This window comes from Pseudoxanthomonas wuyuanensis (assembly GCF_900215535.1).
Lineage (GTDB): Bacteria > Pseudomonadota > Gammaproteobacteria > Xanthomonadales > Xanthomonadaceae > Pseudoxanthomonas_A > Pseudoxanthomonas_A wuyuanensis.
This window is the reverse complement of the sequence record NZ_OCND01000005.1, coordinates 243,884-262,741: the sequence shown is the minus strand read 5'-3', so window position 1 is coordinate 262,741 and position 18,858 is coordinate 243,884. Positions and strand designations below refer to the sequence as shown.

Below are 18,858 nucleotides of genomic sequence, written 5' to 3'. Positions count from 1 at the left end.
AGGGCTGTTCTTGCGCACACTGGAAGCTGTGTCATCGCTCGGGCGTGGACCGACACGTCCACTTCCTTGCCCCCAGCGCGCGCAAGAACGGCGCGACCTGCTCGGGAAGTGATGACACGCCCTACTCCTGCGGCGCCGGCTCGGCTTCCACCACGGCCGCTTCCGGGCTGACCCGCTCGATGGTGTGGCGCAGCTCGCGGCCCAGGATGGCCTTGGCGTCGCGGGCCCAGGCGTCCAGGCGCTCGTCGAACAGCAGTTTGCTGTTCTGGTCCGGCCAGACCAGGCGCATGTCGCGCATCTTGCGGATGAAGCCGCGGAACAGGGTCTTGTCGAAGAACTCCGGCGCCGCTGGCGCGTACAGCAGGCTCAGCCGTTGCGCGGCCTGCTGGCACAGGCTTTCCAGCTCGGCCGCACCGAGTTTGCCGGGGCCGTTTTTTACCAGCACCGAGATGGCGATGTAGTAGCGCTCGAATGCCTGCTGCAGCGAATGGCCGATGGCGCGCAGACGGAACACCTCGTCGGTCTGCCCGGCGTTGCGCGCCAGGATGCCGCCATCGTCCTCGTTGATCAGCTGCAGCAGGCCTTCGCGGATGAACAGGCCGATGGTCAGATCCATCCGTTCGACGAACTCGTCCTCGCTCCAGGGCAGGAACAGCTCGTCCTGCAGGAACGGGTACAGGCCGCGGCCCAGCCGCAGCACGCCGGTGCGGCTCATGCGCCGGTTGTTCTGGAAACAGCAGGCAATCCATGCCGAGGCGGTGAACAGGTGCAGCACGTTGTTGCGGTAGTAGCTCATCAGCACCGCGGTGTCGTCGTCGACCACGCTCAGCACATCGCCCAGCGGGTGCTTGACCCGGCGCAGCACGTTGATTTCCTCGCCATGGGCGATGATGCGCTCGGGCGTGTGCGGGGTGACGGTCACCAGCTCCGAATACGGCAGTTCGGCCAGCAGCATCTTCGACAGTTCGATCTGCGCGATCAGGTCGGCTTCGCCCATCGCATGCTTGGGCGTGGACAGCAGCGCCAGCGCCAGCAGGTTGATCGGATTGACGTCGGCGGCGCGGTTGATATTCACCTGGATCTGGTTGGCCAACGCATCCACGGTGTCCGACAGCCAGGCCGGCTTGTCTTCCTCGCCCACGGCGTGGCCGTTCCATTCCGGCGCATGGCGGGCCAGTGCATCGCTCAACGGGATCGGTTCGCCGAAATTCACCACCACCTGGCCGTAGTTCTGCCGCAGCACCTTGGGGATGCTCCACAGCAGCGCCCAGATCGATTCCTTTTCCTTCGGCCGGCCGCTCAGTTCGTCCAGATAGCTGCTGCCTTCCAGCAGTTTTTCGTAGCCGATATAGACCGGCTGGAACAGCACCGGCTTTCTCGGCTGGCGCAGGAATGCGCGCACGGTCATCGAGATCATGCCGCCCTTGGGCGGCAGCAGCCGGCCGGTACGCGAGCGCCCGCCTTCGATGAAGTACTCCAGCGAATAGCCGCCGGCAACCAGTTGGCTGACGTACTCGGTGAACACCGCCGAATACAGCGGATTGCCGCGGAAGCTGCGGCGCATGAAGAACGCGCCGCCCTTGCGCAGGAACGTGCCGATGACCGGCAGGTTGAGATTGATGCCGGCGGCGATATGCGGCGGCACGATGCCGCGTTCGTACAGCAGGTAGGACAGCAGCAGGTAGTCCATGTGGCTGCGGTGGCACGGCACATAGACCACTTCGTGGCCGGGCGCGGCTTGCTTGAACCGGTCCAGATGGTGCACCAGCACGCCGTCGTAGATGCGGTTCCAGACGTGCGACAGCAGGAAGCTGGCCGAGCGCACCACCGGGTTGGAATAGTCGGCGGCGATTTCCCAGGCATAGGCGTGGGCTTTCTTCCACGCGTCCTCGGACTTGATGTTGTCGCGCTTGGCCTGGGCGGCGATGGCTTCGCGCACCGGCTCGGCGGCCAGTACCTGGTCCACCAGCAGGCGCCGGGTGGACAGGTCCGGGCCGATCACCGCTTCGCGGATGCGGTGGAAGTGCGTGCGCAGCACGCGCGAGAGCTTGCGCACCGTGCGTTCCGGGTCCAGCCCTTCGCCGACCGCCTCGCGCAGCGAGACCGGCGGGGCAAAGCGGACGATGGTGCCGCGGCCGTTGAGCAGGATGGCCAGCAACCGGCGGAAGCGGCCCACGATGGCCCAGTTTTCGGAAAACAGCACCGAGAACCAGCCGCTTTGCCGGTCCGGCGCGCGGCCGACGAAGATCGACACCGGCACCAGTTGCACATCCAGCTCCGGGCGGTGGCGGTGGGCCTGCAGCAGCTTGGCCAGCGAGCCCGAGTGGGTGCTCTTGGCGGCGCCGGCATCAGGCACCAGCGGGCCGGCGTTGCGGCGCGACAGCGCCACGTAGGCGCGCTTGCGGCCCAGCGGGTCGCCTGCCACCGGCAGCGGCATCAGCGGCGAAGGCAGGCCGGCGTCGCGGCAGGCACGGTCCAGGATCAGCGCATTGGACAGGCCGTAGTCTTCCAGCACGTAGCACAGCGGGCGGCCGTCGGCCAGTTCGCCCGGGTTTTCCGGTTCGATGCGCAGCCCCAGCCACGGGTCGGCCAGCTTGCTCAGCAGCCGCGCCCACAATGGCCGCTTGCCGGGCTTTCCGGGCAACGTGGTGAGCGCCGCTGCCGCCGTTGTGGCGGCCTCGGACGAAGTGGTTTCCGCTTTCGGCGCCTGCGAAGGCGGCGCCGGCGGGTCCGGGAAGGGCAGGGGATTCTGTTCAGGCATCGGCGGCATTATGGCCCAGCCGGGGGGCAGGACCGAAACCGCGGGGTCAGCCTGGGGGCGCGACCGCGCCGGGGAGGCTGTCGGGATCGATGGGGGGCACCGCGCCCGGATCCGGCTGCATCGCGGCAATCGCCTGTTCGGCATGGCGCAGGTAGTCGCTCAGGTACCAGCGGCCGTTGCGGCGCTCCAGGCTGACCACGGTGTCGATTTCGCGATCGCCCAGCGGGTAGTGGATGCGCACGCTGGCGCGATCGCCCTGTTGTTGGACCAGGCCGGTGCGCAGATCGGCGAAGGTCCGGTCCAGCGACAGTCCATAGCTGGCCAGGACGGCCTTGACCTCCACCAGCAGCGGGGTCAGCCGTTGCAGCGAAGCAGCCATGCCGGCCTGCTGCAGCGCCTCTTCGGTATCCAGCCCGGCCTGGCGGGCGGCGGCGGTCAGCTGCGGGATGGCGGCATGGGCAAGCCTGGGGTCGCCCAGTGGCGCCTGCGCGGCCCATTCGCCGAGCGCGCCGATCAACTGCACGTAGTGATCGCGCTCCTCGGCCGTGTAGTCGCCTTCGTGCCTGACGTATTGCACGCCAAACTGGCCCAGCGCGCGGGCGGCGTCCTTAAGATCGCGGTCCTGGCGGGCGAACTGGCGGTCGAAGCTGGCGATGAGCTCCTTTTCCGAGCCCGGCGCGGCCAATGCCGCCAGCAGCGGCACCAGCTTGTCGTCCAGCGGCAGTTCGGTCAGCGGCCAGCGGCTATGGCCCTGCCGCCATGCGGTTTCCAGCTGTGCGTGGTAGTCGGGAGGCACCGCGCTGCGGGCAAAGCCGGCCAGATCGTTGCGCTGCAGGTGCTGGGCCAGTCCGCGCACCGCGGCGGCCGGTTCGCTGGTTGAGCCCTGCAGCTCGACCGTCTCGCGCTTGCACGCGGCCAGCAGCAACAGCCCGCACACCGGCAGGATCCACCTGTTCAATCGTTTCCCGTATGGCGTGCGTGGCATGACGCGCGGACTCCCCAGTCGGCCTGCATCTTGCGGGAAAAATCCGCCGGGCGGCAAGCACCGGCGTCACGCTGCGGGTATCGGGAGGTACCCGCAGCGTTGTGCGAATCCAGTCTGGACGACCCGTCGCGACTCAGCCGATGGCCAAGAATGCGCGCTCGACGCCGGTGATGGCGCCGAGCGCAGCGCCAGGTCACTGCCGACGCCGTAGCCGAATACGAGCAGGAAGTAGGCCAGTCCGAAAACGATCGCGCACAGACCAAGCCGGACGGATTTCGGCGAAGCCATAAGCGCGAGGCCGGCAAACAGGAACGCGCTGGAAAAGTACAGCGTGTGCGTGGCGGCGCCGAGTAGAATCGGCGCCGCGCAGGCGGACCAGCACGGCAGCGCGAGTCCAGTTTGCCAATTTGCCGATGCCTTCATTTCGTTTTCCCCCTGAGTTCTAGCGCGCCATTGCGCGCTGCTGATCCTGGTTCTGCTGCGACTGCGACTGTGGCTCCGGCGGCGGTTGCAATTGGTTGGTCTGCGCGTCAGCTTCCAATGCCTGCTCGCGGTTGACCCGCTCCAACCGCCGGAACGAATCGGCGGCCGGCGTGTCGATGGCGACCCCGGTTTCGGCGCGTGCCCATTTGTTCATGACCGAATCCAGGTCGCCTTCGACGGCAAACACATACTGGCCTTGGGCGCTGGTCGCAGTCTGCTGGCTGAGTACGGCGTGATCGATACGCCGCAGTCCGGCCTGCTTGGCGGCTGGCAGCAGAAACGCGGCCAAGCGCTCGCTGTGTTCGTCCGGCCTGCGTCCCAGGCTGGCGTCAAGCCGGTACACCGCGGACTGGCTTTGCCGCAGCAGCGCATGATCCGGATGCCCGGGATCCAGTGGCGTGGTGAGGCGGGCAGCAGCGGCCGACGGCAGCGCCTCGCCATTGCGGCGGAATTCGAACCGGCTGGCCAGTTGGCTGTCCATCGGTTCGGCATTGCGGCAGTCGGGGACGACGCGGCAGACCCCGCGCGGGGCCAGTTCCTCGACCACGCCGTCCGGACCCTGCCGATCGACCTTGTTCCACAGCCGGTACAGCAGCATGCCCTGTTCGGAGCGGTGTACGACGTTCAACCGCGGGTCGTCGGGCTCCGGCTGCTTCTGCAGGTACGGCTTGCCGCTGAGCGAATTGAGGAAGTCGACCATCAGGTTGCCGCTGCGCTCGGACAGTCCGTTACGGTGATAGCCGCCGCCGATGTTCGAATGCGCGCCGGGGCCCATCACCGCCAGCAAACGGCCATCGGCGGTCATGCCCTGATCGATGATGCTGGTCGACTTGAACAGTCCGCGCCGCTCGTCCTGCGCGGTGATCTGGAAACCAGAAATCACCGATGGCGGCAGGCGCCGGTCGTGATTGCGCGGCTCGCCGGTGCCGACCGGATCGAACAGCCCCACCGCCTGTGCAACCTGCCCCGCTGGCACCAGTGGCGGCTTGCTGTACTCGATGGTGGTACGGCCGGAGCCATCGCTGCGGACGATCGCGCCATCGGGATCCTGAATGCCGCGTTCGTGCAGCAGGCGTGCGAAACCCGCAGCCTGCTCGGCGCCACGGCTGAAACCGACAGCGGCAATGCTGATCCGTACGTCGGGATCTTCACGCAGCCACGCTTTGGCCTGCGTGGAGAACAGGCTGTACATCTCTTCCAGTCGTTCTTCGTAGGTATAGCCGAGCGCACCGTCCAGCGTTCTGACCAATGCGTTGCTTTGCGTGCCGACACCATTGACATAGCCCACTCCGATGCCGGTTTCGCCGTTCTCGCGGAGCGCATTTATCTGTTCGCGTATCCGCCCGACGTTGGTCATATGCTCGGGATCCAGGTCGGCATCGTTCCAGGTGCCATCGAAAGCGGCAAGATAAAGCCGGTCCCTGGAGCTTGCATGTAATACCGGAATGAGCATTTCATCGAGCTCGGCGTGAGCCCGATCGAACAGCGCCATATCTTCCGCATCCGCACTGTAGTGCGCTACGCCATCGTCAGGCAGACCATCCTTCCCGATTTTGTGCTTGTCGGTCACTGAAGCCTCCGTTCTTTCAGTAGGTATCGCTCCACGCCAGGATCAGATCATCTCGGAAGTCGCTGTATCTGTTGCCGGGACTTTGCAGCTGCCTGGTCGGTATGTGCGCCTTCATATAGACGCGTATGGTGCGATCGTCGACTTCCAGAAGAATGCTTGGCGAGACGATTTTCGCGCCTTCAGGAACGTCCTTTTCCGGCACGTTGTGCAGGATGATCTGGTCCTTGAAGATTGCGCCGATATCGATATCGGCTTGATGCGCCTGCCCATCCGATGACTGCCACTTCACTGTGGCCGGCTCGGGGAAGTTGACGATGCCTATGTGCAGCGCTCCGCCCCAGTTGCGTTGGTAGTCGGCTGTCTTCGGTGCAGGCGAAACTTCCTGCGGAGCCTTCTTTATCTGATAGACGCCAGCGTAGAACACCGAACAGCCGATCGTGTTGTAGCAATGCGCTTCGAAGTTGTGCTGGTCGAAGCGCAGCGGGAATTCATTCGGCACGATGGTGCCCGTGCCGTTGGAAGCAGGATTGGGCGAAGGCATGGCGGACTGGCATCCCGTAAGTGAGAAAGCGAAAAGCGCGAAAGCAAGGCCGGGGGGACGGCGCTTGTGCGACCAGGAACCTGTGCGGGCGGTCGGGCGTTTTTCGGAAGAACATCGGCGACAATCCATATCGGCCTCATCAGTGTCGGTGCAGGACAAAGTGATACCACAAGCGACGGTGTCCGGGCGCCGCGCAAGGCGATCAGAAGGGCGGCTGCGGGTGAGAAAGGTGAGCCGGTTCAATTTCTACGGCGCATAAAAAAGAGGCCATGCTTTCTTGACGAAAGCAGCGGGCCTCCTGAAATCCGGCCGAAGCTGGAGGACTATGGTTGTGGCACATTTCCGGCCAAGGCCGGACGCGGCAAGCCTACCGGGCCACGCAAGCTAATGCAATACCTGAAATATTGCAATATAAATCATTGATTTTATTTGATTGATGTCAGGATTTCGGCCTGAATCGCCTCGGCGGCGGCGACGGGATCGGCGGCTTGGCGGATTGGGCGGCCGATGACGATGGCGTCGGCGCCGCGGCGGAACGCCTCGGCTACGCCGACGGTGCGCTTCTGATCGTCATCGACCGGCCCGCCGGGGCGGATGCCCGGACAGACGATCGAGAATCCCGCGCCGGTGGCCGCACGGATCAGGCCGGCTTCCTGGCCGGAGGCGATGACGCCGTCGATGCCGGCTGCCTGCGCCGCCAACGCGCGCTGCACCACCACTTCGGCGGGCTGGCCGTCGATGCCCATCGTCTGCAGGTCGCCGCCGTCCATCGAGGTCAGCACCGTCACCGCCAGCAACCGCAGTTCGCCGCTGCGCGCCTCGGCAGCGGCCTCCATCATGCCGGCGTGCCAGCCGTGGATGGTGCAGTAGGTCACCGGCCAGCGCGACAGGCCACGCACGACCCCGGCCACGGTGGCCGGGATGTCGAAGAACTTCAGATCCACGAACACCCGCTTGTTGCGGCGTGCCAGTTCGTCCAGCACCGCGAAATAGTCGCCCGAGGCCAGCAGTTCCATGCCGATCTTGTAGAACTGCACCGCATCGCCCAGCCGGTCCACCCACGCCAGCGCGTCGACGCCGGTGGGCGCGTCCAGCGCGAAGATCAGCCGCTCGCGCGGCTCCAACCGCAGCGGGTCGCGCAGCGCCTTTGCTGCCGGGGCGGTCATGGCGCGTAGTCCAGCGCATCGCGCTTGGCCTGGCGCCGGGCTTCGCGCGGCTGCGCCCAGTCGTTGTTGAACAGCGCCGGTTCCCACGAGCCGTAGGTCGGGTTGGGAAGCATCCACCAGCGCTCGCCGAACCAGTCGGCGTATTCGTCCAGCAACTGCCTGCGGCCGTCGCGGGTATTGGCGATGACCTGGACGAAATCGCCCATCTGATCGCCGAACTGCATCAGCACGCGGTAGTTCTGCCCGGCCAGCTTGCGCCGGCAGTCCTTCTCGCTGCCGTTCTGTTCGCAACCTTCCAGCGTGGTGCCCAGGCCCAGGAACACGCTGTCGTCGGCGACCGGCAGGCCGGCTTCGCGCAGGTTGGCCAGGGTCGCCTCCTTCAGATGCACGGCGCGGTTGGAGATGTACAGGATGGTCACGCCCTTGGCGGCGGCGGCCCGGGTGAAATCGACCACGCCAGGCAGCGGCTTGGCCTTCTTCTCGGCCACCCACTGATCCCAGCTGACCTCATCGTATTCGCTGCCGTCGCGGATCAGCCGCGCCTGGTACGGCGAGTTGTCCAGCACCGTCTCGTCCACGTCCATGATGACCGCCGGCTTCAGCCCGGTGGCGGCATTGCCGCGCTCCTCCGGCACCAGCGCGTCCCAGTTCTTCTCCTTCAACGCGATGTCCAGATGATCGGCCGCGGCGCGGAAGGTCTGGGTGGTGATGGCGCCGTATTCGATCGAGGTCTGCACCCAGGCCACCGCATTGAGGTTGTCGTCGGCGGGACTGGCCGCTACCGCCGGCGTTCCGGTGCTGGTCGGGGCGGGGGTCGGGGCTTCGCTGCGCTTGCAGGCCGACAGGGACAGGACGGAAGCCAGCACGCTGGCGGTAAGCAGGGAAAGGCGCATCGTCGATTCGCTGAGCGGTAAGTCCGCCGATTTTACCCGAGCCTCGTGGCGGCTGGATTTCAGTGCGCCAGCGGCAACGCGTTATCCTTTCCGGCATGAATCCGACCGACAACGCTTCCAGTCCCGCCGCAACAACCCCGCTGCCGCCGCTCTCCGCCGCCGAACTGCGCGTGCTGGGCTGCCTGATCGAAAAGGAAGCCACCACCCCCGATACTTACCCGCTGACGGTCAATGCTGCCCATGTGGCCGCCAACCAGAAGACCGCACGCGAGCCGGTGATGGCGCTGGAGCCGGGCGAGGTCAATCACGCGCTGCGCCAGTTGGAAGCCAAGGGGCTGGCCAGGCAGGTGTTCTCCTCGCGCGCCGAGCGCTACGAGCACCGCGCCACCGGCTTTTTCGATCTGCCGCGGCAGCAGGTCGCCCTGCTGGGATTGCTGCTGCTGCGCGGCGCGCAAACCGTGCACGAACTGCTGGCGCGCAGCGAACGGCTGTGCAAGTTCGCCGATGCCGATGACGTGCGCCATCACCTGGAGCGGTTATGCCAACGGCAACCGGCGCTGGCGGTGCGGATACCGCGCGGCCCCGGCCAGCGCGAAGACCGCTATCTGCACCTGCTGGGTGGGCCGGTGGACGTTGCCGCCTATGCCGCTGCCGCCGCAGCGTCGGCGCCTGCAGCAACCGGATTGGAAGCGCGCGTGGCGGCGCTGGAGGAACAGCTTGCGCAGCTGCAGAGCCAGTTGCAGGCGTTGCTGGATGCTGGCGCCGACTGAAACGGCAGCTCAGCCGACTTCGGGAATCAGCGCGACCAGATCGGTCACACCGACATCCACGCCGGCCTGCGACAGCAAGGTGGTGATCTGGCCGCGGTGATGGGTCTGGTGGTTGAAGAAATGCATCGCCAGGCTGCCCAGCGGGCGGCGGAAGGCGGTCCCGCGGGTATTGCGATATTCCAGCACCGAATCGAGATCGCCGGGCTTTAGCGCTTCCACCCAGGCCACGATGATGTCGTCCAGCCACTGCCGCCGTTGCCGTAGGGCATGCAGGTCGGCGTAAGGCATCGCGTCCAGCGCAGCAGGTAACGGGGTGTCCTGCAGTTGCGCGAGGACTGTCGGCGCGGTTGGATGCAAGGCGAAACGTTTGAGCCAGATCGTATCGGCGACCGCCAGGTGGTTCAGCGTACCCAGGATCGATTTGAAGAAGGCGCCGCGGTCGGCGATAAGCTCCTCATGCGGGAGCGTCGCGGCCGCATCGTAGAGACGGACGTTCATCCACTGGTTGTATGCGGCCAGCAGCGAAAGAGGTTCGAGGGGCCGTTGCATCGCAGCGGCTTCTGGCAGTGACATCGATGTGCCTTCATCAGGACAAGGATGACAATGCTAATCCGGCCGCCTGCTGCTGCGCAGCAGGAACAGGCTGCCCAGCAGCGTGCCGGCCAACGAAGCGGCCAATCCCAGCGCCGCCGCAATCAACAGTTCGAACGGCCACAGGTTATGGCTGGTCGGATCGCCGGTCACGTCCATCGCCACGCGCACGGCGACGGCGGCCGGTACCGCGGCGGCGATGATCAGCCAGACCTTCCAGAACCGCGCGGTGCCGAATGCGCGCAGCATCAGCGCCACCACGGCCACCGCCACCAGCCCGGGGCCATACAGGCTGTCGGGCAGACCGACCTGAGAATAGGCCAGCTGCCAATGCGGAAAGCCGACGCCGACCAAGGCGATGGCAAAGCCAATGGCCAGCCAGGCGGGGCTGGAGCGGGTCATGGCAGTTCCTCGTTGCGGTGTTGCGCGCAGCCTACAACACCGGTGCCGCGATCAGCCGTCCAGCATCGCCTGGATCGCGGCCAGGCCGGCGCTGGCGCGTTCCTTCTTGCGTTCGGCATCGGCGACCGGATCGGCGCCGTCGCGCTGCAGCTCCGATTGCGGCAGCTCGTCCAGAAAACGGCTGGGCTTCAGCCTCACCAGTTCGCGGAAGCGGCGGGTCTGGCGGCTGTAGCTGAGCCACAGCGCCTGCTTGGCGCGGGTGATGCCCACGTACAGCAGCCGGCGCTCCTCTTCCAGATTGCCTTCCTCGACGCTGATCTCGTGCGGCAAGGTGCCGTCCTCGCAGCCGACGATGAACACGTAGCGGAATTCCAGCCCCTTGGCCGCGTGCAGGCTCATCAGCCGCACCTGGTTGCCGCCATCGTCCTTGTCGTTGCGCGACAGCAGCGCCAGCTGCGCGGCCAGATCGCCGACGTTGCCGCCGCGCGGGCCGCCGTCGAACCAGTCGGCCAGCTCGTCCAGGTTGGCGCGGCGGCGCTGGAACGAGGCCTCGTCCTTGCATTGCGCACGCAGCTCGGCCAGCAGCCCGGACCGTTCGATCAGCCGCAGCAGCAGATCCTTGGCCGACAGCGTGGCGGCGTGATCGCGCAGGTCGCCGATGATGTCGTTGAACGCGCTCAGGCCGTTGCCTGCGCGTGCCGGCAGCTGCCTGAGCGCCGCCATCGACTCGGCGGCGCGCGACAGCGGCAGGTGGGCGCTCTGCGCCAGTTCGGCCAGTTTGGCCAGCGAGGTCGCGCCGACTTCGCGCTTGGGCGATTGCACCGCGCGCAGGAACGCGGTGTCGTCGTCGGGGTTGGCGACCAGCCGCAGCCACGACAGCGCGTCCTTGACTTCCTGCCGCTCCAGGAAGGCGGTGCCGCCGGTCAGGTGGTAGGGAATGCGCAGCAACTGCAGCGCCTTTTCCAGCGGCCGCGACTGGAAGTTGCCGCGGAACAGGATGCAGAAGTCGCTCCACGGCGCGTTGCGGGCGGTGTGCAGGAAGGCGATTTCGGCGGCGACCTTTTCCGCTTCGTGGTCGTTGTCGCGGCACTCCCAGACGCGGATACGGTCGCCATCGGGCTGATCGCTCCACAGCTTCTTCAGATGCTCGTGCGGGTTGTGCGCGATCAGCGCGTTGGCCACGCGCAGGACCCGGTTGCTGCAGCGGTAGTTCTGCTCCAGCTTGACGATCTGCAGCTTGGGATAATCGCGCGCCATCGCCAGCAGGTTGTCGGGATTGGCGCCGCGCCAGGCGTAGATGCTCTGGTCGTCATCGCCCACGCAGGTGAAGTCGCCGCGCTCGCCGGCCAGCATCTTCAACAGCCGGTACTGGGCGTCGTTGGTGTCCTGGCATTCGTCGACCAGCAGGTAGCCGATACGCTCGCGCCAGGCGGCGGCGATGTCGGCATTGCCTTCCAGCACCTGCACCGGCAGCCGGATCAGATCGTCGAAATCGACCGCGTTGAATGCCGACAACCGCGCCTGGTAGCGCTGGTACAGCAGCGCGGCTTCCTTTTCGCGATTGCCGCGAGCGGCGGCCAGCGCCTCGTCCGGCGACAGGCCGGCGTTCTTGGCGCGGGAAATCAGGTTCTTGGCCGCTTCGACCTCATCGGGTTTGGCCCCGCTCATCAGGTCCTTGACCTGCGCGCTGCTGTCGTCGGAATCGAAAATGGAAAAGCCGCGCTTGAGCCCCACTGCGGCATGCTCGATCTGCAGGAACTTCAGCCCCAGCGCATGGAACGTGCAGATGGTCAGCCCGTCGGCGGCATCGCCCTTGATGCGCTTGCCGACGCGCTCGCGCATTTCCTTGGCCGACTTGTTGGTGAAGGTAATGGCCGCGATGCGCTTGGCCGGCATCCGCCCGGACGCGATCAGGTGGGCGATCTTCTCGACGATGACGCGCGTCTTGCCGCTGCCGGCGCCAGCCAGCACCAGCAGCGGTCCCTGCGTATGCAGCACCGCGGCGCGTTGGGGGGGGTTGAGATCGTGCATTCAGGAACCGCTGTATGGCAGGCCATTTTACAGGCAGCGCCGCCCCATCGGGCCGGGACGGCGGCCGGTTAGAATTCCCGCATGGCCAAGCTCTACTTCTACTACTCGGCGATGAACGCCGGCAAGACCACCACCCTGCTGCAGTCGGCGCACAACTACCGCGAGCGCGGGATGCGGGTGCTGATCCTGACCCCCCGGCTGGATCATCGTGGCGGCAGCGGCGTGGTGGCCTCGCGCATCGGCCTGCAGGCCGAGGGTGTCGGCTTCGACCGCGGTACCGACCTGCAGACGCTGGTCGAGCGCGATATCGCCGCTGCCGGCAAGCTGGACTGCGTGCTGGTGGACGAGGCGCAGTTCCTCAGCCGCTCCCAGGTCTGGCAGCTCAGCGAGGTTGTGGACCAGTTGCGGATACCGGTGCTTTGCTACGGACTGCGCACGGACTTTCGCGGCGAACTGTTCGAGGGCAGCCAGTACCTGCTGGCCTGGGCCGACGAACTGAGCGAAATCAAGACCATCTGCCATACCGGCAAGAAGGCGACGATGACCGTGCGCGTGGACGAGCAGGGCCATGCGGTGCAGGACGGGCCGCAGGTGGAGATTGGCGGCAATGAGCGCTACGTGTCGGTCAGCCGCGCCGAGTTCAAGAAGATCGCTCGTGGCGAGGGCCGCATCGATCCGTTGCAGGCGCCGTTGCCGCTGGGGTAGGGCGCTTTTGGTTCTTCTCCCGCTTCCGGGGATGTCGGCTTCGGCGGGCTCGGCTTCGGTAGGAGCCGCCGCCCGTCAGGCTGGGGGGGTGCTCCGCCCTCCTGACGACATCGTGTCTTAAGAGCGTGTTATGGCCTTTGGGGTGAGTGCGAAGGCTGCTGTCGCGGCGCCATGCCGCGTTGCACGCCTTGCCCAGGCCACCAGCCTGCCCGGCGGCGTGCGCCTTGCCTGCCACCGCGACAGCAGCCTTCGCACTCACCCCAAAGGCCATAACCCGCTCTCGGTCGGGCCGCAGACCATCCCTGGTCTGCTCTCCGCACCCCCCAGCCCGCCGGCCGTCGCCTTAGGGCAGATGACAGGCCGCGACTTCGGACGGCCTTTCTTCGAGCGCCGACCAGGTGTCCAGAAGCCGGTGGCCAGGGTGGTGCGGGACCGTCCGCGGCATGGATGCCGCGGAAGAGCTTACATGGACGTATTTACGGCGTGTCCCGCACTGCCCTGGTCAACGGCTTCCACATAGACGTTCACCCGCACTTGGGGGAAGAACCGTTTTTTACCTCGCCGTGCCGATGATCTTTGGCATGGATGGTTTCGATGATTGCCAGGGTGCTGGGAGAAGGCAATGGCGGGCCTGGGCCCGCCCTACGGGCAGTCGGCGCGGATCGCCTGCACTTCGCGATTGAGTACGCCGCCGTCCGGCCGCGCCGTCTGCAGTTCCCGGTACAGCGCATCCAGGTCCTGCCGGGCGCGCTCGCGCTGGTCGCCGCGGCAGCGGATTTCGGCGGCATAGGCGCGCGCGCTCCAGCGCAGCTTGGGCGCTTCGCTGCCACCGCCCGGATGCCTGGCCAACGCATCGAGTTCGCGCAATGCGTCTTGGGTGTGGCCCTGGCGGCCCTGGTGCCGGGCCATCGATAGCCGCGCGAACAGCGTGCGCGGGTGTTCGGCGCCGTAGCCGACCTGGGTCAGGCGGACCGCGCGGTCGAAGTATTCGGCGGCGATTTCCGGATTGCCCTGCGCAGTCAGCACTTCGCCGATCAGGCGATCGGTGTCGCCGACCAGTGGATGGCTGGCGCCGAACAAGCCGGCGCGCAGCCGGCGCGCCTCCTGCAGCGCCGCCATCGCCTCGTCGTCCTGTCCTGCGCTGTGCAGAACCATGCCGTAATTGAACAGTCCCCCGGGCAACTGCTGGCTGCTGTCCGGGCCGCGCCAGATCTGCACCGCGCGGGCGGTGTGGCTGACGGCAGTGGCCAGGTCGCCCTGTTCCCAGGCGATGATGCCCAGCGAATTCCAACTGGAAGCCGCTTCCCGGTGGTTGGCTCCCAACGTCTGCACGGTCAGCCGGTGCAGCTCGCTGAAGCGGGATTTGGCTTCGGCGAACTGCCCCAGATCGACATGGATGGCGGCGATCTGGCGGTGGATGCCAAGGGTGGTGGGGTGCTGCGGTCCGTGGATTTCCTCGGCCAGTTCCAGTGCGCGCCGATAGGCGGCCATCGCGGTATCGGTATCGCCGCGATTGCGGTACAGGCCTGCCAGGCTGCGTTCTGCATCGATGGCCAGCGGGTGGCGCGGGCCTGCGTGCTCCTGCAGGTAGGCCAGGGCGTCGCCGAATCCGCGGATGGCCGCTTCGGCGCCGCCCAGATCGCCGTCCAGCGAAGCCTGGTCCATCATGTTTTCGGCAACTCCGGCCTGATCCTTCAGCTGGCGGCGAATCGTCAGCGAACGTTCGTAGAACTGGCGCGCGCTCTGGCGGTCTCCGGAAGCGCGCCGGCAACGGCCGTCCTGCGACAGGAAGTCGGCGGCCTGTTGCGGCAACTGCAGCTGCAGGCGGGTAATGCGCGCTTCCATTGGCGCCAGCACGCGCAGGCATTCCTGCGACTGCCCCAGCAACCGCAGCGTACGCCCATGCAGGGTGGCCGCTTCCAGTTGCAGGGCGGTGGGCGCGTCGTCCAGCGTATCCAGCAGCGACTTCTGCCGCTGCAGCAGCGCCAATGCCTGCGGGTAGTCGCCCAGGCCGATGCGCAGGCGGGCGATGACGCCCAGCAGTTCGGCGTGCGCCAACGGTTGCCGCGCCAGTTCGCGCTCGCCGCGGCGTTCGCCGGCGGCCAGCAGCTCGCGCGCGTCGAAGGTGTCGCCACGCTGGGCGGCGCCGGCATTGTCGAACAGGCCGATGACGAAATCCTGCATGGCCTGCGCACGGGCCGCCTCGCGCACGGCCTGGCGGCTCTGCCACAGGCTGGCGCCCAGCGCGGCGATCAGCACCAGCGCCGCCAGGCTGCCGAAGGCCAGCGACCAGCGGTGCCGCAACACGTACTTGCGCAGTTGGTAGCCCAGGCTCTGCGGCCGCGCATGGATGGGCCGCCCTTGCTGGTGGCGCTGCAGGTCCAGCCAAAGCGCTTCCACCGACGGATAGCGCTGGTCGGGGGCCTTGGCCAGCGCCTTCAGCACGATGGTGTCGATATCGCCGCTGAGCCGGCGCGCGTCGCGTCGCGCATTCGGGTGCTGGTTGCGGCTGCCGTCGTTGTTGCGCAGCACCGCAGCCGAAAGCTTCAGCGGTTCTACCGCCAGGATCGCTTCCTCCCATTCGGCATCGGTCTGCCGGCGCAGCCGGTAGGGCTTGCTGCCGGTCAGCAGCTCGTACAGCACCACGCCCAGCGAATAGACGTCCGTGCGCGTGGATACCGGCTCGCCGCGGACCTGCTCGGGCGCGGCGTAGTGCAGCGTGAACGCGCGCACCTCGGTGCGCGGGTGCAGCGGCGCCGGTTCCGGATCGTCGAGCAGCTTGGCGATGCCGAAATCGAGCAGGCGCACATCGCCGGTCGGGGTGACCAGGATGTTGGATGGCTTCAGATCGCGGTGGACGATCAGGTTGGCGTGGGCATGGCTGACCGCGTCGCAGACCTGCCGGAACAATCTCAGGCGCTCATCGATGCCCAGATTGCGCGACTGGCAGTAGTCGGTGACGGGAACGCCTTCGACGTATTCCAGCGCCAGGTAAGGTTGGCCTTCGGCGCCGATGCCGGCATCCAGCAGGCGGGCGATGTTGGGGTGTTCCAGCCGCGCCAGGATTTCGCGTTCGCGGGTGAAGCGCAGCCGCAGGTTGGGATCGGCCAGACCGGGGCGCAGCAGTTTCAGCGCGACCCGGCGCTGGTACAGGCCGTCGGCGCGGGTGGCCAGCCAGACCATGCCCATGCCGCCCTCGCCCAGCACCGACTCCAGCCGGTAGGGGCCGACCAGGGTGCCGTGTTGCTGGTGGCCGGGCGCGGGCCGCTCGAGCAGCGGCTCGGCCATGAAGTCGCCGCTGCCTTCTTCCAGCGCCAGCAGCTCTTCCAGCTCGTCGGCCAGAACCGGGTCGTCGGCGCGCAGGATGGCCAGCTGCTGCCGGCGCGGCTGCGGATCCAGTTCCAGCAGCACGTCCAGCAGGGGCGAAAGGCGCTGCCAGCGCTTGGCGTCCATGATCGTGCGTGGATTAGGGCGTGGCGCCTTAGTCTTCCTGCATCGCCGCCAGCAGGAACAGCCGGGCCTTCTGCCAGTCGCGGCGGATGCTGCGCTCGGAGCGCTGCAGCAGTTCGGCGATTTCCAGCTCCGACAGGCCGGCGAAATAGCGCAGCTCGACAACCTTGGCCAGCCGCTCGTCGGCTTCGGCCAGCTTGTCCAGGCCGGCATTGAGCGCCAGCAGGTTTTCGTCCAGGCGCAGGCCGCCTTCGATTTCCTCGGGAATATCGGCGACCCGCTTCAGGTCGCCGCCGCGCTTGCGCGCCAGCCGGCTGCGCGCGTAGTCGACGACCACGCTGCGCATCGACGAGGCGGCGTAGGCGAAGAAGTGCGCGCGGTCCTCGAAGCGGGCGTTGCCGCCGCTGCCGATCAGCTTCAGGTAGGACTCGTGCACCAGCGCGGTGGCGTCCAGCGTGTAGCCGTGCTGGCCGGACAGCTGCCGGCGCGCCATCGTGTGCAGTTCCTGGTAGAGCGTGGACAGCACCCGGTCCAGCGCGGCGCGATCGCCGTTGCGGGCCGAGTCCAGCCATAGAGTGATGTCAGGTGCGTCGGCCATGTCCCTTCCCCGTGCTGCCAGCCGGGGAATATAGCGGGAAACGCGCACGCCGGCGTGAGGCGGCAGCCCACGGGCGGAAAACGGTCCGGCGGGAACCCCCATATGCGCCGGAGCGGCGACCCGGGAAATGCGCCGGGCGAACGTCTTCCGCCACCGGCAGACGCTTCAGCGCTGGCAGTGGCCGCACCAGACCGTGGCGCGCTGGCCAATGCTGGCCTGCTTCAGCGCGCGCCCGCAATTGGGACAGGGCAGGCCGCCGCGGCCGTAGACGGACAGTTCCTGCTCGAAATAGCCGGGCGCACCGTCCGGGCTGATGAAATCGCGCAGCGTGGTGCCGCCGCGGGCGATGGCATGGGCCAGGATGTCGCGCACCGCCGTCGCCAGCGCCTGGTAACGCTCGCGCGAGACCTTGCCGGCCGCGCGCAGCGGGGCAATGCCGGCGCGGAACAGGCTTTCGGCCGCATAGATGTTGCCCACTCCGACCACCACCGCCTGATCCATCAGGAAGGTCTTTACCGGCGCCTTGCGGCCGCGGCTGAGCGCAAACAGGTAGTCGCCGTCGAAGTCGTCCGACAGCGGTTCCGGGCCCAGATCGCGCAGCAGCGGATGGACCTCGCCAGCGGTCTGCCACAACAGGCAGCCGAACCGGCGCGGATCGTTGAAGCGCAATACGCTGCCAGGTCCGCCGCGGCCGCCGGCCAGCGCAATGTCGACATGGTCGTGCGCACGCACCGCGGTGCCGGCCGGCAACACCCGCAGGCTGCCGGACATGCCCAGGTGCAGCAGCGCGCTGCCGGCGTCGGTATCCAGCAGCAGGTACTTGGCGCGCCGGCGTACCGCGGCGATGCGCTGCCCCGGCAGCCGTTGGCCGATGTCCGCCGGAATCGGCCAGCGCAGATCCGGCCGCCGCAGCGTCACCGCCTGGATGCGCCGGCCCTCGAGGTGGGGCGCCAGGCCGCGGCGGGTGGTTTCGACCTCGGGCAGTTCAGGCATCGGCGACGTCCGGAATGGCGTGGTAGAACCCGGCTTCGTGACGGACCTGCACCGGCCCGGCGAAGGCGCGGCTGAGGAGATCGGTGGTCAGGATGGCCTGGCGGTCGCCATCGGCATGCACTGCGCCATCGCGCAGCAGCAGCACGCGGTCGATTTCGGGAATGATTTCCTCGATGTGGTGGGTCACCAGCACCAGGGTGATGCCGCGCCGGGTCAATTGCCGCATCAAGCCGAGAAAATGTTGCCGCGCCACCGGGTCCAGGCCGGCGGTGGGTTCGTCCAGCAGCAGCGCCTGCGGCTGATGCACCAGCGCGCGGGCAATCAGGACGCGGCGCATCTCGCCGGTGGACAGTTCCGCCACCTGGCGGTCGGCCAGGGCGCCTGCGCCCACCTGCGCCAGCGCCTGGCGCGCGCGTTCGCGCATGCCGGCGTCGATGTCGCGGTGCGGCGGCACCACGAAGCTGGAGAAGAAGCCGCTGATGACCGCCTCTTCCACGCCCAGCGCCGGCATCTGTTGCAAATCGCGGGTCAGATCGCTGGTGACCAGGCCCAGCCGGTTGCGCAGCTCATTGACGTTCCAGCGGCGCAAACCGAACACTTTGACCGGCGCATCGCCCTCGCGCGCCAGCGGGTACAGCTCGCGGCTGATCAGCTTGATGAAGGTCGACTTGCCGCAGCCGTTGGGACCCAGGATGGCGGTGTGCTCGCCCAGCGGGATGCGCAGGGTCAGGTCCCGCAGCACCCGCACGCCGCCGCGCACCACGGTGGCGCGGTCCAGTTCGAACAGCGGAGTGGACCCGGCGAGGTCAGCGGGCAACGGCAGGTTCATGCGGGGCGGTTTCGCAAAAAGTACTTCATCCATTTACCTGAATACCATACGTCGGCGACGGGTGAAGTTTGCCGCCGAAGCCCTCATTAT

General features: G+C 67.2%; 16 protein-coding genes. 2 read left to right on the top strand and 14 right to left on the bottom strand.

The annotated features are described in order from the left end of the window. Positions 1 to 121: 121 nt before the first annotated feature. From plsB to CRO39_RS12205, 7 genes are all read right to left on the bottom strand, one after another. A complete protein-coding gene (gene plsB / locus CRO39_RS12230) occupies positions 122 to 2,770 on the bottom strand; it encodes a glycerol-3-phosphate 1-O-acyltransferase PlsB (protein WP_097122225.1) in 2,649 nt (882 codons plus the stop codon). A gap of 37 nt (positions 2,771 to 2,807) precedes the next feature. Then, a complete protein-coding gene (locus tag CRO39_RS12225) occupies positions 2,808 to 3,719 on the bottom strand; it encodes a hypothetical protein (RefSeq protein ID WP_176520200.1) in 912 nt (303 codons plus the stop codon). Between the two features lie 93 nt (positions 3,720 to 3,812). Then, the gene (locus CRO39_RS20520) at positions 3,813 to 4,169 is read right to left on the bottom strand and encodes a hypothetical protein (RefSeq protein ID WP_141400788.1); all 357 of its coding nucleotides are present in this window, start codon (positions 4,167 to 4,169) and stop codon (positions 3,813 to 3,815) included. A 19-nt stretch (positions 4,170 to 4,188) separates the two neighbouring features. Further along, positions 4,189 to 5,799, bottom strand: a complete 1,611-nt coding sequence (locus CRO39_RS12220; RefSeq protein ID WP_097122224.1) for a T6SS phospholipase effector Tle1-like catalytic domain-containing protein — start codon at positions 5,797 to 5,799, stop codon at positions 4,189 to 4,191. 16 nt (positions 5,800 to 5,815) lie between these two features. Continuing rightward, on the bottom strand, positions 5,816 to 6,340 hold the full coding sequence (locus CRO39_RS12215) for a hypothetical protein (RefSeq protein ID WP_097122223.1): 525 nt from the start codon (positions 6,338 to 6,340) through the stop codon (positions 5,816 to 5,818). A gap of 425 nt (positions 6,341 to 6,765) precedes the next feature. After that, positions 6,766 to 7,506 (bottom strand): orotidine-5'-phosphate decarboxylase, encoded by a 741-nt coding sequence (pyrF, locus tag CRO39_RS12210; RefSeq protein ID WP_097122222.1) that lies wholly within the window; start codon positions 7,504 to 7,506, stop codon positions 6,766 to 6,768. After that, positions 7,503 to 8,399: a 5'-nucleotidase, lipoprotein e(P4) family gene (locus CRO39_RS12205; protein WP_097122221.1), complete on the bottom strand. Its 897-nt coding sequence runs from the start codon at positions 8,397 to 8,399 to the stop codon at positions 7,503 to 7,505. The genes pyrF and CRO39_RS12205 overlap by 4 nt, the downstream gene beginning before the upstream one ends. 95 nt (positions 8,400 to 8,494) lie before the next feature. Between CRO39_RS12205 and CRO39_RS12200 the strand changes: the two genes are divergently transcribed. Beyond that, positions 8,495 to 9,169 (top strand): YceH family protein, encoded by a 675-nt coding sequence (locus CRO39_RS12200; RefSeq protein WP_097122220.1) that lies wholly within the window; start codon positions 8,495 to 8,497, stop codon positions 9,167 to 9,169. Positions 9,170 to 9,178: 9 nt separating this feature from the next. Here CRO39_RS12200 and CRO39_RS12195 read toward each other — a convergent pair whose 3' ends face one another. Genes CRO39_RS12195 through CRO39_RS12185 form a run of 3 tightly spaced genes read right to left on the bottom strand, consistent with a single transcriptional unit; the run spans position 9,179 to position 12,193 of the window. Next, positions 9,179 to 9,718: a DinB family protein gene (locus CRO39_RS12195; protein WP_097122219.1), complete on the bottom strand. Its 540-nt coding sequence runs from the start codon at positions 9,716 to 9,718 to the stop codon at positions 9,179 to 9,181. A 57-nt stretch (positions 9,719 to 9,775) separates the two neighbouring features. Beyond that, a complete protein-coding gene (locus tag CRO39_RS12190) occupies positions 9,776 to 10,162 on the bottom strand; it encodes a hypothetical protein (protein WP_097122218.1) in 387 nt (128 codons plus the stop codon). 51 nt (positions 10,163 to 10,213) lie between these two features. Beyond that, a complete protein-coding gene (locus CRO39_RS12185) occupies positions 10,214 to 12,193 on the bottom strand; it encodes a UvrD-helicase domain-containing protein (RefSeq protein ID WP_097122217.1) in 1,980 nt (659 codons plus the stop codon). Positions 12,194 to 12,274: 81 nt separating this feature from the next. Between CRO39_RS12185 and CRO39_RS12180 the strand changes: the two genes are divergently transcribed. Continuing rightward, on the top strand, positions 12,275 to 12,898 hold the full coding sequence (locus tag CRO39_RS12180; protein WP_097122216.1) for a thymidine kinase: 624 nt from the start codon (positions 12,275 to 12,277) through the stop codon (positions 12,896 to 12,898). Between the two features lie 642 nt (positions 12,899 to 13,540). Here the strand turns inward: CRO39_RS12180 and CRO39_RS12175 are convergent. The 4 genes from CRO39_RS12175 to CRO39_RS12160 form a co-directional block, all read right to left on the bottom strand. Then, the gene (locus CRO39_RS12175; RefSeq protein WP_097122215.1) at positions 13,541 to 16,351 is read right to left on the bottom strand and encodes a protein kinase domain-containing protein; all 2,811 of its coding nucleotides are present in this window, start codon (positions 16,349 to 16,351) and stop codon (positions 13,541 to 13,543) included. 28 nt (positions 16,352 to 16,379) lie between these two features. Then, positions 16,380 to 16,946, bottom strand: a complete 567-nt coding sequence (locus CRO39_RS12170; RefSeq protein ID WP_097122214.1) for an ECF-type sigma factor — start codon at positions 16,944 to 16,946, stop codon at positions 16,380 to 16,382. Positions 16,947 to 17,111: 165 nt separating this feature from the next. After that, positions 17,112 to 17,939, bottom strand: a complete 828-nt coding sequence (mutM, locus tag CRO39_RS12165) for a bifunctional DNA-formamidopyrimidine glycosylase/DNA-(apurinic or apyrimidinic site) lyase (protein WP_097122213.1) — start codon at positions 17,937 to 17,939, stop codon at positions 17,112 to 17,114. Continuing rightward, on the bottom strand, positions 17,932 to 18,768 hold the full coding sequence (locus CRO39_RS12160) for an ABC transporter ATP-binding protein (RefSeq protein ID WP_097122212.1): 837 nt from the start codon (positions 18,766 to 18,768) through the stop codon (positions 17,932 to 17,934). The genes mutM and CRO39_RS12160 overlap by 8 nt, the downstream gene beginning before the upstream one ends. Positions 18,769 to 18,858: the final 90 nt, after the last annotated feature.

Bases quoted from the DNA above. Each gene is read 5' to 3' on its own strand.
- CRO39_RS12180 (WP_097122216.1), top strand. From the start codon at position 12,275: ATGGCCAAGCTCTACTTCTACTACTCGGCGATGAACGCCGGCAAGACC.
- CRO39_RS12160 (WP_097122212.1), bottom strand. From the start codon at position 18,768: ATGAACCTGCCGTTGCCCGCTGACCTCGCCGGGTCCACTCCGCTGTTC.
- CRO39_RS12195 (WP_097122219.1), bottom strand. From the start codon at position 9,718: ATGCAACGGCCCCTCGAACCTCTTTCGCTGCTGGCCGCATACAACCAG.
- CRO39_RS12190 (WP_097122218.1), bottom strand. From the start codon at position 10,162: ATGACCCGCTCCAGCCCCGCCTGGCTGGCCATTGGCTTTGCCATCGCC.
- CRO39_RS12170 (WP_097122214.1), bottom strand. From the start codon at position 16,946: ATGGCCGACGCACCTGACATCACTCTATGGCTGGACTCGGCCCGCAAC.
- mutM (WP_097122213.1), bottom strand. From the start codon at position 17,939: ATGCCTGAACTGCCCGAGGTCGAAACCACCCGCCGCGGCCTGGCGCCC.
- CRO39_RS12185 (WP_097122217.1), bottom strand. From the start codon at position 12,193: ATGCACGATCTCAACCCCCCCCAACGCGCCGCGGTGCTGCATACGCAG.
- CRO39_RS12200 (WP_097122220.1), top strand. From the start codon at position 8,495: ATGAATCCGACCGACAACGCTTCCAGTCCCGCCGCAACAACCCCGCTG.
- CRO39_RS12205 (WP_097122221.1), bottom strand. From the start codon at position 8,399: ATGCGCCTTTCCCTGCTTACCGCCAGCGTGCTGGCTTCCGTCCTGTCC.
- plsB (WP_097122225.1), bottom strand. From the start codon at position 2,770: ATGCCGCCGATGCCTGAACAGAATCCCCTGCCCTTCCCGGACCCGCCG.
- pyrF (WP_097122222.1), bottom strand. From the start codon at position 7,506: ATGACCGCCCCGGCAGCAAAGGCGCTGCGCGACCCGCTGCGGTTGGAG.
- CRO39_RS12175 (WP_097122215.1), bottom strand. From the start codon at position 16,351: ATGGACGCCAAGCGCTGGCAGCGCCTTTCGCCCCTGCTGGACGTGCTG.
- CRO39_RS12215 (WP_097122223.1), bottom strand. From the start codon at position 6,340: ATGCCTTCGCCCAATCCTGCTTCCAACGGCACGGGCACCATCGTGCCG.
- CRO39_RS20520 (WP_141400788.1), bottom strand. From the start codon at position 4,169: ATGAAGGCATCGGCAAATTGGCAAACTGGACTCGCGCTGCCGTGCTGG.